Annotated in this window: 14 protein-coding genes and 1 pseudogene; 9 read left to right on the top strand and 6 right to left on the bottom strand. The window is 68.8% G+C overall.

The features are described 5' to 3' along the window. The first annotated feature begins 182 nt into the window (after positions 1–182). Positions 183–1061, top strand: a complete 879-nt coding sequence (gene trmB, locus ACX80K_RS05975) for a tRNA (guanosine(46)-N7)-methyltransferase TrmB (RefSeq protein WP_459270955.1) — start codon at positions 183–185, stop codon at positions 1059–1061. Between the two features lie 25 nt (positions 1062–1086). Beyond that, positions 1087–2118 carry a DUF695 domain-containing protein gene (locus tag ACX80K_RS05970; RefSeq protein ID WP_459270954.1) on the top strand — a complete coding sequence of 344 codons (1032 nt, stop codon included), beginning with the start codon at positions 1087–1089 and terminating at the stop codon, positions 2116–2118. A gap of 108 nt (positions 2119–2226) precedes the next feature. Here ACX80K_RS05970 and ACX80K_RS05965 read toward each other — a convergent pair whose 3' ends face one another. Together ACX80K_RS05965 and ACX80K_RS05960 are read right to left on the bottom strand one after the other, a co-directional pair. Then, a complete protein-coding gene (locus ACX80K_RS05965; RefSeq protein WP_459270953.1) occupies positions 2227–3357 on the bottom strand; it encodes a tyramine oxidase subunit B in 1131 nt (376 codons plus the stop codon). Between the two features lie 160 nt (positions 3358–3517). Further along, positions 3518–4105 (bottom strand): HutD/Ves family protein, encoded by a 588-nt coding sequence (locus ACX80K_RS05960; protein WP_459270952.1) that lies wholly within the window; start codon positions 4103–4105, stop codon positions 3518–3520. Positions 4106–4264: 159 nt separating this feature from the next. Here ACX80K_RS05960 and glnT point away from each other — a divergent pair, with 159 nt between their 5' ends. From glnT to ACX80K_RS05925, 7 genes are read left to right on the top strand one after another with little or no spacing between them, the layout of a single operon-like run. After that, positions 4265–5638 (top strand): type III glutamate--ammonia ligase, encoded by a 1374-nt coding sequence (gene glnT / locus ACX80K_RS05955; RefSeq protein WP_459270951.1) that lies wholly within the window; start codon positions 4265–4267, stop codon positions 5636–5638. Positions 5639–5658: 20 nt separating this feature from the next. After that, the gene (locus ACX80K_RS05950; RefSeq protein ID WP_459270950.1) at positions 5659–6567 is read left to right on the top strand and encodes a class II glutamine amidotransferase domain-containing protein; all 909 of its coding nucleotides are present in this window, start codon (positions 5659–5661) and stop codon (positions 6565–6567) included. Next, complete coding sequence (locus ACX80K_RS05945; RefSeq protein ID WP_459270949.1) at positions 6555–7295, top strand: GltB/FmdC/FwdC-like GXGXG domain-containing protein; 741 nt, start codon at positions 6555–6557, stop codon at positions 7293–7295. Before ACX80K_RS05950 ends, ACX80K_RS05945 begins: the two co-directional genes overlap by 13 nt. Positions 7296–7308: 13 nt before the next feature. Then, positions 7309–8688 carry an FMN-binding glutamate synthase family protein gene (locus tag ACX80K_RS05940; RefSeq protein ID WP_459270948.1) on the top strand — a complete coding sequence of 460 codons (1380 nt, stop codon included), beginning with the start codon at positions 7309–7311 and terminating at the stop codon, positions 8686–8688. 9 nt (positions 8689–8697) lie between these two features. Then, the gene (locus ACX80K_RS05935; protein WP_459270947.1) at positions 8698–9831 is read left to right on the top strand and encodes an FAD-dependent oxidoreductase; all 1134 of its coding nucleotides are present in this window, start codon (positions 8698–8700) and stop codon (positions 9829–9831) included. A gap of 35 nt (positions 9832–9866) precedes the next feature. Continuing rightward, positions 9867–11132 (top strand): allantoate amidohydrolase, encoded by a 1266-nt coding sequence (locus ACX80K_RS05930; RefSeq protein WP_459270946.1) that lies wholly within the window; start codon positions 9867–9869, stop codon positions 11130–11132. Between the two features lie 55 nt (positions 11133–11187). After that, positions 11188–11775 carry a helix-turn-helix domain-containing protein gene (locus tag ACX80K_RS05925; protein WP_459270945.1) on the top strand — a complete coding sequence of 196 codons (588 nt, stop codon included), beginning with the start codon at positions 11188–11190 and terminating at the stop codon, positions 11773–11775. A gap of 52 nt (positions 11776–11827) precedes the next feature. Here the strand turns inward: ACX80K_RS05925 and ACX80K_RS05920 are convergent. The 4 genes and pseudogenes from ACX80K_RS05920 to ACX80K_RS05905 form a co-directional block, all read right to left on the bottom strand. Then, positions 11828–11974: pseudogene (locus ACX80K_RS05920) on the bottom strand (riboflavin kinase); the annotation flags it as partial. A 58-nt stretch (positions 11975–12032) separates the two neighbouring features. Further along, entirely contained in the window at positions 12033–13553 is a 1521-nt protein-coding gene (locus ACX80K_RS05915) for an NAD-dependent succinate-semialdehyde dehydrogenase (protein WP_459270944.1), read from the bottom strand. 54 nt (positions 13554–13607) lie between these two features. Further along, the gene (locus ACX80K_RS05910) at positions 13608–15137 is read right to left on the bottom strand and encodes a BCCT family transporter (protein ID WP_459270943.1); all 1530 of its coding nucleotides are present in this window, start codon (positions 15135–15137) and stop codon (positions 13608–13610) included. A 127-nt stretch (positions 15138–15264) separates the two neighbouring features. Next, positions 15265–16209 carry a flavin reductase gene (locus tag ACX80K_RS05905; protein ID WP_459270942.1) on the bottom strand — a complete coding sequence of 315 codons (945 nt, stop codon included), beginning with the start codon at positions 16207–16209 and terminating at the stop codon, positions 15265–15267. Positions 16210–16322: the final 113 nt, after the last annotated feature.

The raw sequence follows: 16322 nt of genomic DNA, 5'->3' as shown, positions 1-16322 counted from the left end.
CACCCTCGGACTGCTTGCACCAGAGCACCGCCGGCTGCCGGTGGGACGCCGCGTGGCCTCGCGGCCCGCAGACCGGCCTGCCCGACGTCGGGCCGGGATCATTCCGGCGCACCGGAAGGCGCCGTCCGGTGCGCCCCGGGATGGAAGGGCCGGCCCGCCCGCTGCCGGTAGCCTTGAGGGTGATGGAGCCACAAGCACAGACCCCCGACCAGCCGCACCGCACCCAGCCCGTGTCCTTCGTCCGGCGGGGCTCGCGCCTGCAGGGACGGCGCCGCGAGGCATGGGACGAACTCGCGGCGGAATTCCTCGTCGACGTGCCGCGCCTCGAAAACGCCGACACCTCCGTGGCACCCGGGTTCGTGTTCGACGCCGGTGCGGTGTTCGGGCGGACCGCACCGCTCGTCGTCGAGGTGGGCTCGGGGCTCGGCGAGGCCATCACGCACGCCGCCGGACTCGACCCGGACCGCGACTACCTCGCCCTCGAGGTCTACCGCCCGGGGCTGGCCCAGACGATGCTGCGCATCAGCCAGAAGGAACTGACGAACGTGCGCACCGCTCAGGTCGATGCGGCAGCGGCCTTCGCGGGGATGATCCCGGAGTCCTCCGTCGCCGAGCTGTGGACGTTCTTCCCCGACCCCTGGCACAAGGCCCGCCACCACAAGCGCAGGCTCGTCAAGGAGGACTACGTCGGGCTTGCGGCGCGTGTCCTCGAACCGGGCGGCATCTTCCGCCTGGCCACCGACTGGTCCAGCTACGCGGTGCAGATGCGCGCGGCCCTGGACGCGAGCGGGCACTTCGAGAACCTGCACGACGGCGAGCGCGCCGGCGCGGAGAGTCCCCTCACCCAGGTGTGGGAGAGCGGCGTGGAGTCCGTCGTGGGCGGCGCTCCGGTGCGGGAAGGCCGAGACCCGGTGAGCACCGGCAATACGGGAGTCAACGAAGGCGTCGACGAGCGCGGCGGGTGGGCGCCGCGCTTCGACGGGCGGACGCTCACGAGTTTCGAGAACAAGGCGATCACGGCCGGACGCATGGTCTTCGACCTCACCTACCGCCGCCGCTGACCGGGCACCGGGGGAAGCAGGCGCTATGGGACTCTTCGGCCGCCGGGCACGCCCCGGCCGGGGGCGGGGCACGGACCCCATCGTCGCGTTCTGGCAGTGGTGGGCGGACGACGGCGAGGACCTGCTGACCACCGCCACGCGGGCCGGCGACTTCGGGGCCTACGTCGACGAGATGACCCGGAGGGTGCGGGCGATCGCCCGCGGCCTCGAGTGGGAGACACGGACGGGCGTCGACGCCGAGCACACCCTCTGCGTCTCCAGCGGAGGTGATGCCGCGCTGCGTCCCGTGGCCGAGCGCTGGTACCGGGCGTCCCCGCCGTCGGGCAGGCGCTGGGAGTTCCTCCCCGCCCGCAGCGCACGGCCCGACATGCTCGACTCGACCATCACCTACCGCGGCAGGACCTTCGACCTGAGCCGCACCCGCGTCCACGCCGCCGTCGCACCCGGGGGCGACGGCCTGATCGTCGCGGTCCACAACCCCGGCTTCACGGGCCAGTGGGACGACGAGCACGGCCTGTGCGTCCTGCTGCTCGAGTGGCTGCTCGGCGAGGACGACGTGGAACGCTGGGTCCGCCGTGTGGACTGCATCGTCGACGACGTCGTGGGCAGCATCCCTGCGTCGGATCTGCCGGCCCGGGTGACGGACCTGGCGCGGACCCTGCCCGATCCGGGCTGGCTGCTGATGCAGGGGACGCTCGGCACCGGCGACCCGGTCCTCGTGCGGGTCCTGCGTCCGCTGCGGTGGATCGACCATCCCCGGTTCGACCTCCACACGGCACTGCGGGTCCCGTTCGACGCCGACGGGCAGGGCCTTCCCCGGCCGTCGGCCCTGGGCGCCCTGGACGACCTGGAGGACGCCCTCGTGCGCGGCCTCGGCCACCGCGGGATGCTCGTCGCGGCCGAGACCTCGAAGGGCGTCAGGACGTTCCACTTCTACTCGGACTCCGAGGACCAGAACGGACGGGACGTCCTCGACGCCGCCGCGCGGGAGCGGCGACCCGTGACGGCCAGGCACGCGCTCGACCCCGGCTGGAGGAAGATGCAGGACTTCGCCTGACGGCGTGCCGCCCGACACCGACCGCACCGGCCGGCAGCGGGTCCGGCGCGTGCGAGGACCACCGGCGCCCTCGACGGGGTGGCAGTGTGGGGGTGGCAGTGTCGCCGCTCAGGCGAGGGCCGGCGCGTCCCAGAGATTCAGGACAGTGCCGATGCCCTTCTCCTCGGCGACGCGGTAGAGGTCCGTCGCCCAGGCGACGTCCTCCACGGGCATCCCTCCGACGGAGTAGAGGATGATCTCGTCGTCGTCCCGGCGACCGGGGAGCTTCCCGGTCGCGATGTCGGCGATCTCCTCGATCTTCGCGGGCGGCAGTGTCCCGTTCCCGAGGAGCCCGAACCAGTGCGAACCCGGGATGCCCAGGATCTGGTAGGCGGTGGGGCCGTATTCCTCCAGCCACGCCTGGTAGAGGCCTTCAGCGTCGATCACGAGGCGTGCCTCGTCGAGGAACTCGTCGTCGAAACGGGCGGCGGCCGGAAGCAGCAGCAGGGCGCCGGGTTTGATCGCGGACTTCGGGAAGTACGGGAATGCATCGCTTCCGGCGGCGTCGGTGGTGGTGGTCGCCATGACGATGTCGGCGTCGGCGATCGCTTCCTCGATCGTCTCCGCCGAGGTGACGCGGCTGAGCTGCGGGAACCTCGCCGTGGCCCAGTCGATGAACGCCTGCGTACCGGCGGCGCTCCGGCCTTTCACCGACACCGTGTCGATCGAGGGGCGGAGCGCCAACGTCGTCTCGAGGACGGACCGTGCGATCACACCAGGGCCGATGACGGCCGCGGCCTTCGCGTCGGCCTTCGCTAGGTGCTTCACCCCCACACCGGGTACGGCTCCGGTGCGGTAGGCGCTCAGGAGGTTCGCACTCATGATCGCGAGCGGCGCCCCCGTGTCGCGGTCGTTCAGCACGAAGACGTGGACCGATCGGGGCAGGCCTCTCCGGCGGTTCTCCGCGTTGGAGCCGTACCATTTCACGCCCGTGGTGCCGAAGCGACCTCCCAGGTAGGCGGGCATCGCCATGAAGCGGCGATCCGGCCCGTCCTCGGGCATGCCGTCGAACTCGGGGCGCTCGGGGAACGTGATCATCGCACCGTGGGAATTGCCGTTCTCGCCTGCCATCCGGTAGTCGCCCTGGCGGAGGAGGATCAGAGCCTCCTCCATGACGTCGGTGCAGCGGACGACGTCGCCGACTCCGGCTTCGATCATGTCGGGTTCGCTGAGGTAGCGGAAGTTGATCTCGGTCGACATGGGGACTCCTTGATGATTCACGTGGGGAAACTTCGATTACCTCAAGTGAACTCAGGAGGCGTTTCAGGGCCGTCATCTCCGGGTTTCCGACGTGTAACTTCTCGGCTGACCGCCCTCGGAGACCCTGCAGGACCGCGTCGGCGCTTGCCCGTCGTCCTGCCTACCGCCCGTGGATGTCGACGAGGACGGCGACCGCGTCCAGGAAGTGCAGGGTCTCCGGATCGGTGCCGCACAGCAGGAAGTCCATCGGACGGAGGATCCTCCCCCGGCGCGTGCGGGCGCTCCCTGCCAGCACCAGCACGGCAACCGTGGCGGGTGCGAGGGGGCGCGCCCCGTCGACGGACAGCACGCTCATGGCCCCGGTGCGCGGACGTGCCGTCATGAGATTAACGGCCGTCGCGGGACCTCGAGGAAGAGCGACGCCCACCTCGTCCTCCCCCGGGAATGCGGTCACATCCCCCTCGTCGAGGGATACGGCGGTGCCGGCGATCTCCAGGACGACGCCGGCACCCGACGCGAGGAGGAACGTCCGGTCGATCCCGGGGAAGCGGGAGAACGGCGCATCCTGCCTCAGCTCCGCGACGCTGATCCGCCAGTCGAAGTCGGCCGCGGATCCCGTATCCCGGAAGGCGGCAATCTCCCGCGTGGCCCCTGCTCCGTTCCGCCAGGCGCTGGGCGGGACATCCTGTGTGCTGACGATCGAGCCTGAGGCGGGCCGAAGGGCCCCACCACTGCCTTTCTGGATCATTCTGCCCATCCCCCTCGCGCTGCTGCTCCTGGAGTGCCTGCTGGTCAACGGGCCGTGTCACACAGAGTTAACACCCCGCTCGCCTGGACGAAACACCCGATCTGTCTACTGGAGTTCAACAGTGTTTCACGAGAAGCAACAGTAGGCGACGGGAATCCGATGACAAGTCTTGCAACCCCGAAGGCGCAGGCCGCGCCGTCGGTACCGGTCGAAGCGGGCCGCATCTCCCTGGCCGACATCGCGAAGGCGCACGACGTGCGGTTCCTGCTCGCCACCTTCGTGGACATGACGGGCAAGCCCTGCGCGAAGCTCGTGCCCGTGGAAGCGGCGGACGCGCTCGAGGCCGGCGCGATGGGTTTCGCAGGATTCGCCGCCGGCCTCATCGGCCAGAAACCGCAGGACTCCGACCTGATCGCCGTGCCGGACCTGACCTCGTTCACACCGGTCCCTTTCATCAGGAGAGGCCTGGCGATCATCCACTGCGACCCGCACGTCGACGGGAAGCCCTGGCCCTACGCGCCACGCGTCATCCTCAAGAACACCCTGGCCGGACTGGCGCAGGAGGGCATGCAGGCGAAGATCGGCGCAGAGGTCGAGTACTTCCTGGTGACCAGGAACCCGGATGGGACACTCAGCACGGCCGATCCCAAGGATGATTCACCCCACCCGTGCTACGACGCCCGCGGCGTCACCCGTATGTACGAGCATCTGACGTCCATCTCCGAGGCCATGAACGGACTGGGATGGGGCAACTACGCCAACGACCACGAGGACGCCGCCGGCCAGTTCGAGCAGAACTTCGACTACGCCGACGCCCTGACCACCGCCGACCGCGTCGTCACCCTCCGTTACATCCTCAATATCCTCGCCGACCAGCGTGGCATGACGGCGACCTTCATGCCCAAACCGTTCACCGACCGCACGGGCACCGGGCTGCACCTCCACCTGTCTTTGTGGGAAGGCGATGATGCGCTGTTCCCGGACGCGGAGGACACCCGCGGGCTCGGACTCTCCGCCCTGGCGTACTCCTTCATCGGAGGCCTCCTGGAGCATGCCCCGGCCCTGCAGGCCTTCCTGGCCCCGACCGTCAACTCCTACAAGCGCTCCGGAGCCACGACGAGCTCCTCAGGGGCGACGTGGTCGCCGCGCAAGGCATCCTTCGGCGGCAACGACCGTACCCACATGGTCCGCGTCCCGGACGACAGGAGGATCGAACTCCGTTCCGGCGATGGCTCCGCGAATCCCTACCTCGCCATCGCCACGGCGATCGAGGCAGGACTGGACGGCGTCAGGAGCAGGACCGACCCGGGATCGCCGTCCGGTCCGGGAGAATCACGACCGGACGCCCACCTGCTTCCCGCGACGCTCCTGCACGCGGTCGAGGCCCTCCGGCGGGATCCCGTGATCCTCGCCGGTCTCAGTGGCGACGAAACGATCGGCAGGTACTACGCCGACGCCAAGGAGGAGGAGTTCCTGAGCTGGCACAACCAGGTCAGCGACTGGGAGATCCGCACCTACCTCACCTCCATCTAACCCCCGGTAAAGGACGACTCATGTGTGGAATCGCCGCGCTGCAGCTGCGCAATCCATCGCTGCACCCCCGGATGGGCACCCTGTTGTCCTCGATGCTGTGCCAGATCGTGGACCGCGGCCCGGACTCGGCCGGCCTGGCCGTGTACGACGTCCCGGGCCTGGTCTTGCCCGGGACCTCGACCCTGAGCCTCCTCGGTCGACACCAGGGCATGGACGCCTCGATCCTCACGGCATCCCTCGGTGATCTCCTGCCCTCGGATGCCGCCCCGACCGTGCGGATCGTCGGTGACACCACCCTGGTCGGCGCAGGCGTCCCGACCGACCTCCTGGTGAAGGCCGTCAGCGAGACGCTTCCCGGCTCGACCATCACCGGGCGGGGCGAGCACGTGGCCGTGATGAAGGGCGTCGGCCATCCCATGGAGATCGCCGCCGCCCACGGTCTGGAGTCCATGGCCGGGAGCCAGGGCCTGTCCCATACCCGGATGGCCACCGAATCGGCGGTCACTGCCGGCGGGTCCCACCCGTTCTCCGTCGCGGACGACCTCTGCCTGGTCCACAACGGCTCCTTCTCCAACCACGCCACGGTCCGCCGGAACCTCCTGCGGGAAGGAGTGGTCTTCGATTCGGACAACGACACCGAGGTCGGCGCCCGCTACATCGCCTCCCGCCTGGCGCAGGGCGATTCTCTCGAGGAGGCCCTGGTCGACCTCGGCAGGGTCCTGGACGGCTTCTACACCCTCGTGGTCACCACCGCGGACAGCATGGCGGTCGTCCGCGACCCCATCGCCTGCAAACCGGCCATCATCGCCGAGACGGACGACTACGTCGCCATGGCGTCGGAATACCGCGCGCTCGCTGCACTGCCCGGCATCGGGAGCGCCCGCATCTTCGAACCGGAACCCGGAAAGGTCTACACATGGTCACTCTGACACTGCCCGACGCCGCCGCCCCGGCGGCGGGCCCCAGTGCGGAAGCGGTCGGGACGAGCACGATCGATCTCGGGGCGGCGCCCGTGCGGGAGCTGAACCAGGCACTGCACGACGCCGTGGACGGCTCGTCCTGGACGGTCACCTCCCCCGGCGGCAAACACAGTCTCGCCGTCGGTATCACCGCGGACATCGACGTCGCCATCGCAGGCCATGCCGGCTACTACGCGGCGGGCATGCACCAGAGAGGGCGCGTGACCATCACGGGCAATGCCGGGGTCGGGCTGGCGGAGAACATCATGTCCGGCACCGTCCACGTCACGGGCGACGCATCCCAGTCCGCGGCAGCCACGGGGCACGGCGGCCTGGTCGTCATAGACGGCAACGCCGGGGCCCGCTGCGGCATCTCCATGAAAGGCGTGGACATCGTCGTGGGCGGGAATATCGGACACATGTCCGCGTTCATGGCGCAGGCCGGGCGCCTGGTGGTCTGTGGTGACGCGGGCGACGCGCTGGGCGACTCGATCTACGAGGCCCGGATCTACGTCCGGGGCGCGGTCGCCTCCCTGGGGGCGGACTGCATCGAGAAGCCCATGACGGGCGAGCATCTCGACGAACTCGCAGGCCTGCTCGCCGCTGGCGGGCGCACGGACAGCCCGGCCGACTTCAAACGCTACGGCTCGGCCCGCACCCTGTACCACTTCAACGTCCACAACTCGACGTCGTACTAGCAAGGACACCCCCATGACCCTCACCCCGGTCCAGCCGGACGCCCCCGTGCAGATCCCTGCTCCGAACGCCCCCTCCCCGACCATCGCCGAACTGGGTCTGCGGGAGTCCGCGACGTTCGACCGCGCGACGATCGCCGACATCCAGCGCGCCGCCGCCACCGGCGTCTACGACATCCGCGGCTGGGGTGCCAAGCGCAAGGTCCCCCACTTCGACGACCTGCTGTTCCTGGGGGCTTCGATGTCCCGCTACCCGCTGGAGGGCTACCGCGAGAAGTGCGACACCGACGTCGTCCTCGGCGACCGTCACGCCAGCAGACCCCTCCACCTGCAGACTCCCGTGACCATCGCCGGCATGAGCTTCGGTGCCCTGTCGGCCAACGCCAAGGAGGCACTGGGCCGTGGAGCCAGCGAGGTCGGCACCTCCACCACGACGGGCGACGGCGGCATGACGCCCGAGGAGCGGGGGCAGTCCAAGCACCTCGTGTACCAGTACCTCCCGTCCCGCTACGGCATGAACCCGGACGACCTGCGCAAGGCGGACGCCATCGAGATCGTGCTGGGTCAGGGGGCCAAGCCCGGCGGCGGCGGCATGCTGCTCGGCCAGAAGATCACCGAACGCGTCGCCGGGATGCGCACCCTGCCGGTGGGCATCGACCAGCGCTCCGCCAGTCGCCACCCGGACTGGACCGGGCCGGACGACCTCGAGATCAAGATCGGCGAACTGCGGGAGATCACCGACTGGAAGACGCCCGTCTACGTCAAGATCGGCGCGTCACGCCCCTACTACGACACCGCGCTGGCCGTGAAGTCCGGTGCCGACGTCGTCGTGGTCGACGGGATGCAGGGCGGCACCGCCGCGACCCAGCAGGTCTTCATCGAGAACGTCGGCATCCCGACCCTCGCCGCCATCCCGCAGGCCGTCCAGGCGCTCCAGGAGCTCGGCGTCCACCGGAAGGTCCAGCTCATCGTCTCCGGCGGCATCCGCACCGGTGCCGACGTGGCCAAGGCTCTGGCCCTCGGGGCCGATGCGGTCGCGATCGGGACGGCAGCCCTCATCGCACTGGGGGACAACGACCCCCGGTACGCGGCCGAGTACAGCGCGCTCGGCTCCGCCGCGGGATTCTACGACGACTTCCAGGACGGTCGCGACCCTGCCGGCATCACCACGCAGGACCCGGACCTCGCCGCGCGCCTGGACCCGGTCGCCGCGGGCCGGCGCCTGGCCAACTACCTCCGGGTCCTGACGATGGAGGCCCAGACCATCGCCCGGGCCTGCGGGAAGTCGCACCTGCACAACCTCGAACCCGAGGACCTCGTCGCCCTGACGATCGAAGCCTCCGCCATGGCAAGGGTTCCGCTGGCAGGCACCAGCTGGATCCCCGGTGCGGGCTAGGAGACCTCGATGACCACCTCCACCGATTACGTCGTCGTCGGCGCCGGCCTCGCAGGCGCAGCGACGGCCTGGCAGCTCGCCAGGCGGGGCCATCAGGTCACGGTCGTCGAACGCACCACTCCGGCGAGCCACGACGGCAGCTCCCACGGATCGGCACGCATCTTCCGTTACGCCTATCCCGACCCCTTCTACGCCCGGGCCGTGGTCGAGTCGAGGGCCTTGTGGGACGACCTCGATCGGGCCAGCGGACTGGAACTGGTCACTCCGGCCGGCGCCGTGGACTACGGCCCGGAACGCCGGCCGGACCGGCTGGCCCGGGTCCTCGCCGATGCCGGGGTCGACCACGAGCTGCTGAGCGCCGCCGACGCACGGTCACGGTGGCCGCAGATCGCCTTCGACACGCCGGTCCTGTGGCACCCCGGCGCCGGTGTCATCGACGCCGAACGTTCCGTGCACGCGATGGTCGGGCAGGCCGTGCAGCACGGCGCGACGGTCCTGACCGGGTGGAGTGCCGCGAGGGTGGAGGAGCACGGGGCGGGCTACCGCGTGCACTCCGAGGCAGGGGAGACGATCGACGCCGGACACGTGGTCGTCAGCGCCGGCGGATGGCTACCCGCACTGGTGGGGCATCTGCCGTTGCCGGCCCGATTCCTCGCAGGGCTGCCACGGATCACCGTCCGGCAGGAACAGGCGTACCACTTCCGCTACCGCACGGACGAGCCATGGCCCACCTTCATCCACAAGAGCGCCGACATGCAGACCTACGGGCTACCCGGAGGGCGCGATGCAGGCTTCGCGGGCCAGAAGGTCGCCGAATACAACGGCGGAAAGTTCATCCCCTCGGCCGCCGAACAGACCGGTGCGGTCGACCCGCACAACAGGCTCCGGGTGGTGGACTACGTCAGGAAGTACCTCCCGGGCGTCGACGCCGAACCGTATGCCGAGACCACCTGCCTGTTCACCAGTACCCCCGACGAGGACTTCATCGTCGACCGCGCCCATGGGATCACCATCCTCTCCCCGTGTTCGGGACACGGAGCGAAGTTCGCACCCCTGATCGGCCGCTGGGCAGCCGATCTCGCCACCGGTTCGGGCAGCGTCCCGGCACGCTTCCGCCCCTCCCTCGACGTCGGCCACAGCTGACAGCCCCGTCCGCCCACGTCAGAATCGAAATCATCGTGCCCTCCCCCACCTCCCCCACCGCCCCGACCGCCCCGACCGCCCCGACCGCCCCGACCACTGTCAGCGGCCTGCTGCGGAGCATCGCCGCAGTCGGCAGGGACAGGGCGCGGGGCGGGTTCTCGCGACCCGTCTTCTCCTCCGCCGAGATGGACCTGCGGACCTGGTTCATCGAGCAGGCAGAAGTGCGCGGGCTGGAGGTCGGTACGGACTCCAACGGAATCATCTGGGCATGGTGGGACACGGCCTCGGGCGTCCGACAGGACGCGGTCGTCACGGGTAGCCACCTCGACTCGGTACCCGGCGGTGGCGAGTACGACGGACCTCTCGGCGTGGCATCGGCCCTGGTCGCCGTCGACATCCTCCGGGCGCGGGGAACCCGCCTCCAGCGCCCCCTGGCGATAGCCGTCTTCCCCGAGGAGGAAGGCTCACGGTTCGGCATCGCCTGCCTGGGATCACGCCTCCTCACCGGCGCCATCGATGCTGACAGGGCCCGCCGGCTCACGGACGCCGACGGCACCACCTACGCGGACGCCGCGGCAGCCCAGGGCCAGGACCCCGGACTGATCGGCGTGGACGACCGCACCCTCGCACAGCTCGGGATCTTCGTGGAGTTGCATGTCGAGCAGGGACGCGGTCTGATCGACCTCGATCAGCCCGTGGCCATCGGCACGTCGATCCTGGGCCACGGCCGCTGGAAGCTGCGCGTCGACGGCCAGGGCAACCACGCCGGCACCACGCTCATGAGGGACCGGCGGGATCCCGTGGTCGCTGCCGCGAAGATCATCGTCAGCATCCAGGAGATCGCCAGGGCACACCCCGGCGCCCGGGCGACGGTCGGTCGGCTGCACCCGGTCCCCGGAGGCACCAATGTCATCGCCTCGCGGGTGGACCTGTGGATCGACGTACGCCACCCGGACGACGCCGTCACCGCGGCCGTCGTCGAAGCCATCCAGGCCTGCGTCGACGCCCAGGCCGCCGAGGAGGGCTGCACGGCCCTTCTCACCCTGGAATCGCTCAGCCCGACCGTGCACTTCGACAACGGGTTGAGGGGCCGGCTCCAGGACCTGCTTCCCTCCGCACCGCTCCTGCACACCGGTGCCGGGCACGACTCGGGCATCCTCAGCACCCGCATCCCCACGGCCATGCTGTTCGTGCGGAATCCGACGGGCATCTCCCACTCGCCCGAGGAGTCCGTCGAGGACGACGACGCCGAAGCAGGTGCCGTCGCCCTGGCCGACTCGCTCGCCGGGCTGCTCTCCTGAGACGGCCGGAGCCGTCGTGCCGGCCCCGCTCGTGCTTCTACCTAGGATGGCAGCTATGACCGAACATGCTCAGGACGACGGCGGCGGGAAGATCGAGCAGGTCATCGGCGCCCAGGTGAGGCATTACCGGACCGCGCAGAACCTGTCGTCGGCCGAACTGGCGGCTCGGACAGGGCTGTCCAAGGGCATGATCTCGAAGATCGAGACCGCCAGCACCTCCTGCTCGCTGACGACACTGCAGCGCCTGGCCGACGGACTGGCGATCCCGGTCACGGCGCTCTTCCGCGGAGCGGACACCGACCGGGATGCGACCTTCACCAGGAGTGGCGCAGGCAGCGTCACCGTCCGCAGCGGCACACAGCACGGACACGAATACCATGTCCTGGGAACCCTCAAGGGCCGGCCGGATGCGCTGGAGCCCACCCTCGTCACACTGACCGACGCCTCCGACGTCTTCCCCCTGTTCCAGCATCCGGGTACCGAGTTCATCTTCATGCTGGCCGGGAAGATGGTCTACGGGCACGGGCCCTACGAGTACGCCATGGAGTCGGGTGACTCACTCCTCCTCGACGGAGAAGGACCCCATGGACCGCTCGAACTCCTCGAGCTACCCATCCGGTTCCTCGCCGTCGCCGCTCGCTGAACAGGTGCACCGTGCCGGCCCACACGCCGTCCTCGGAGATCACGGAGTACCCGGCGATGTTCGCCGTCGGGAAGCCGAGAAGGCGACCGCGCTTGTCCCCGAGGGCGACGACTCCCTCGACGACGCGCTCGTGCTGACGGTTCACCGGCGGTCGCCCGATATCGGGTGTCTGCACGCTCTTCACCTCTACCGGAAGCATGGGACCGGACTCGTCCCGGAGCGGGTGCCGGACGAGCGGAGCCGATTCGTCCGTGCGGTCACCGTCGGGGAGACCCGGCCCAGGGGTTCTCGATGCCGATGTACTGGGTGGTGGTGTACTCCGCGATGCCCTCCGCTCCGCCCTCCCGACCGATGCCCGACTGCTTGACACCGCCGAAGGGTGCCGCAGCGTTGGAGATCACCCCGACGTTCAGTCCCATGAGCCCGAACTCGATGCGATCACCGATGCGCAGCCCGCGGGAGATGTTCTCGGTGAAGACGTAGGAGGCGAGCCCGTACTCGGTCGAGTTCGCCAGCTCGACCGCCTCGTCCTCGGTCGAGAAGGTCACCACGGGTGCGACCGGCCCGAAGACCTCCTCGCGGACGACCCGGGCGTCCCGGGGCACATCCGTCAGCAGGGTGGGCTGGAAGAAGTATCCGGGGCCTTCGATGCGCGACCCGCCGACGACCACTTTCGCTCCCTGCCTCACAGCGTCCTGCACCAACTCCTCGACGGAGTCCCTGGCCTTGGCCTCGATCAGCGGACCGACCGTGGTGCCTTCGTCGGTCCCATCGCCCACCGTCAGGGCCGACATCTTCGCGCCCAGCTTGGCGACGAACTCGTCGGCCACCGATTCGTGGACGAGGAGGCGGTTGGCCGCGGTGCACGCCTCGCCCATGTTGCGCATCTTCGCAGCCATGGCGCCCGCGACGGCCTTGTCGATGTCCGCGTCCTCGAAGACGATCAGCGGACCGTTGCCGCCGAGCTCCATCGAGGTGCGCAGCACGTTGTCCGTCGCCAGCTTCATCAGGTGCTTGCCGACGGGTGTGGATCCCGTGAAGGACACCTTCCGCAGGCGTGGATCAGCCAGGATCGGTTCGGAGACGGCCGACGCCGACGCCGAGGAGACCACGTTGAGCACGCCGGCCGGGAGACCGGCGTCGATCATGATCTGGGCGAAGTACTGCGAGGTCAGGGGTGTGAGCCGGGCCGGCTTGAGCACCATGGTGCAGCCCGCGGCGACGGCGGGGGCGATCTTGCGGGTCGCCATCGCCAACGGGAAGTTCCACGGGGTGATCAGCAGGCACGGGCCGACCGGCTTGCGTGAGACGAGCATCCGCAGGTCACCCTCCGGCGCCTCCGAGTAGCGGCCGTAGTCGCGGACGGCCTCCTCGGAGAACCAGCGCAGGAACTCGCCGCCGTACTTCACCTCGCCGAGGGCTTCGAGGAGGGGCTTTCCCATCTCGAGGGTCATCAGGAGCGCCAGATCATCGGCGCGGTCCTGCACGAGGTCGAAGGCCCGGCGGAGGATCTCCGCACGGGATCGGGAGGGGGTGCGGGCCCACGATTCCTGTGCCCCGGCCGCAGCATCCATGGCCGCCTGCGAGTCCTCGCGGGTGGCAGAGGCCATGGTCGCTATCACTTTCCCGGTAGCGGGGTTCTCCACCGGGAAGGTGCCGCCGTCCGAGGAGTCCCGCCACGTGCCGTCGATGAGAAGACCGGTGGGGGTCCTCGCCAGCACCTCGCCGGTTCTCCCGCGGATCGTCGGTAGGTCCAGGACCAGGTCGGTGTTGCTCATGTATCAGCCTCTTCGTTGGATTACTGCCGGATCAGGCAAGGGGACGTGCCGGGTTCAGCGCCCGTCCGCGCCGGATCCCTGCCGGGAGATGTCCTGGAGTCGGGCGTGGCGCAGCAGTTCGAACTCGGGGTCCTTGCGGAGTTCGAGGATCAGCGAGATGCCGAGGAGGGCCACGATGATCGTGAAGGGCAGGGCGGAGAGCATCGCCGCCTGCTGCAGGGCGGCGAGCCCGCCGGCGGCGAGGAGCAACACCGCGCAGAGCCCGGTGAGGAGCCCCCACAGCGTGAGGACGGGTTTGGTAGGTGTCAGGGTGCCCCTGGACGAGAGCATGCTCAGCACGTAGGTGTTCGCGTCGGCGCCGGAGATGAAGAACAGTGCCACCAGCAGCACGGTCAGTACAGCGGTGACCTCGGAGAGCGGGAGCTGATCGAGCATCGTGAAGAAGGCGGAATTGATGTTGGCGGTGGTGGCCTCACCGATACCGGCTCCGTCCATGTCCATCTTGATGGCCGCGCCACCGAAGATGGTGAACCAGGCGAAGAACACCAGACTGGGCACCAGGAGCACGCCGGCCACGAACTGCCGCACGGTGCGGCCCTTCGAGATCTTCGCGAGGAACACCCCGACGAAGGCCCCCCAGCTGAGCCACCACGCCATCATGAAGTACGTCCACCACTGCATCCATTGGAGGTCCTCGGGAGTGGAGGGGGTGATCAGGCTGGTGGTGAAGAACTCGCTGGCGTACTGGCCGATGGACCGGAAGAAGAGGTTGGAGATGAAGTTCGTCGGCCCCATCACGAAGACATAGACCGCGAGGAGAGCCGAGAGTCCCATCGTGATCTCGCTGATGTACTTGATCCCCTTGTTCACCCCGGAGAGGGCCGAGAGGGTGAACAGGACGGTGATCACGGCGATGATGACGATCTGGACGGCCAGGTTGGTCGGCAGTCCGAGGATGCGGTTCAGGCCTTCGGCGATCTGGGAGGCGCCCAGGCCGAGCGATGTGGTGGTCCCGAAGAGGGTGGCGATGATCGCGAAGATGTCGATGGCCTTGCCGAACCAGCCGTCGACGAGCTTGCCGAGGACCGGGCGGAGCATCGGGGAGACGAGCCCGGGGCGTCCCTTGCGGTGGGTGGAGTAGCCGATGGCCAGCCCGAAGACCCCGAAGACGGCCCAGGCGTGGAGACCCCAGTCGAAGAAGCTGTACTGCATGGCCAGGACGGCTGCGTTCATGGTCTCGGGTTCGGCGAGGGCGTGCGGTGGTGCCATGAAGTGGGAGATGGGCTCCGCGACTCCGTAGCTGACCAGTCCGATACCCATGACCGCCGAGAGGATCATGGCCAGCCACGCCCAGGTGCTGTACTCGGGGCGGGCGTCGTTCGAGCCCAGCCGGATGCCCCCGTACCGGCTGAACGCCAGGTAGAGCAGCAGCCCGATGCTCAGCAGGGTCACGATCAGGTAGCTCCACCCGACGGACCCCGCCGCCCAGTTGATACTCGCCGTCATGACCCCGTTCAGGGAGGCCGGGGACAGCGAGGCCCAGAGCACGAAAGCCACGATGAGAGCGATCGAGGCGACGAACACTGCTCCCGGCCTGGTTCTCCGGAACGGGTGATCGTCATGAGAACGGGTCGGGGGTGGATCGAGGTGCTGGACCACGGTTTGCTCCGGTTTCTTTCGCGAGGGGGAAGGGCTCACTCTTCGGGCGGATTCACAGCTGGGTGAGATCGTTGCTGTCGTAGAAGCGCCCCGCTTTGTAGATGATCGGGGGGGTCTCGACGACTTCCGCGTGTCGGACACGGCAGATGAAGACGGTGTGGGTCTTGGCCTGGAACCGTTCGCGGATCTCTGCTTCCAGTGAGGCCGGGGATCCGTCGATCAACGGGCTCCCGTTCGGTCCTGCGTGCCAGTCGACCTCGGCGAACTTGTCGGCGGACTTGGAGGCGAAGGTCGCGATGGTCTCCCGCTGCCCCGTGCCGAGGATGTTGATACCCAGGTGGGTCGCGGCGAACAGCGCCGGGTAGGTGGACGAGGTCTTCTGGATGCACACCATGACCAGCGGCGGTTCCAGGGAGATGGAGGCATAGGCGTTGACCGCCAGCCCCCTGGGTGCGCCCTGGTCCTGCGTGGTCACGACGGTCACGCCGGTGATGAACTGACGATTGAAGGTCTTCATCACCTGCGGATCGGGCTCACCCGAGAAGTCATCGAGCGTGATGTCGTCCGACGTCGAGGGCGTGTCGCTGAGATGGCGGATGCCCAGGCTGTGCAGCAGTTCCGAGCCGTCCCACGTGACCTCCTCCCTGTCGATCTTCCCGTTCACGAGGTTCACATGGTTGCAGCCGCGCGTCTGCACGCGGCGGTTCGTCGCCGGCACACCGAGGAAGGTCTCCGTGTGGGTTCCGGTTGTCGTCCAGAAGATGGCGGCGGTGTCGTCCTCGGTGACCACCGAATCGATGGTCGTCACCAGGTCGGGGAAGCCGGAGCGGATCGCTTCGATCTCGTTCTGCAGATCGACGAGCCCTGCGTGCTTGCCGCTGGAGCGGCTGACCCTCACGTAGTCGGAGGTGACGATGGATGCCAGGGCGGCCACGTCTCCGTGGTCCCACGCGGCACCCCAGGTGGAATCAAGCGTCTCTCGGAATGTCTGTTGCATGGTAGTAGACGTTAGCCACGTCACATATCAGAGTCAATACATAGCGATGTCCGAGTGTTAAGTCACCGTGAATACCATGTTTCCTGACGCGGAAACCGACAACCTTGACGTGC

This window comes from Arthrobacter sorbitolis, from assembly GCF_054510995.1.
Note: the sequence above shows the minus strand (reverse complement) of the source record. Positions and strands in the feature narration are given on the sequence as shown.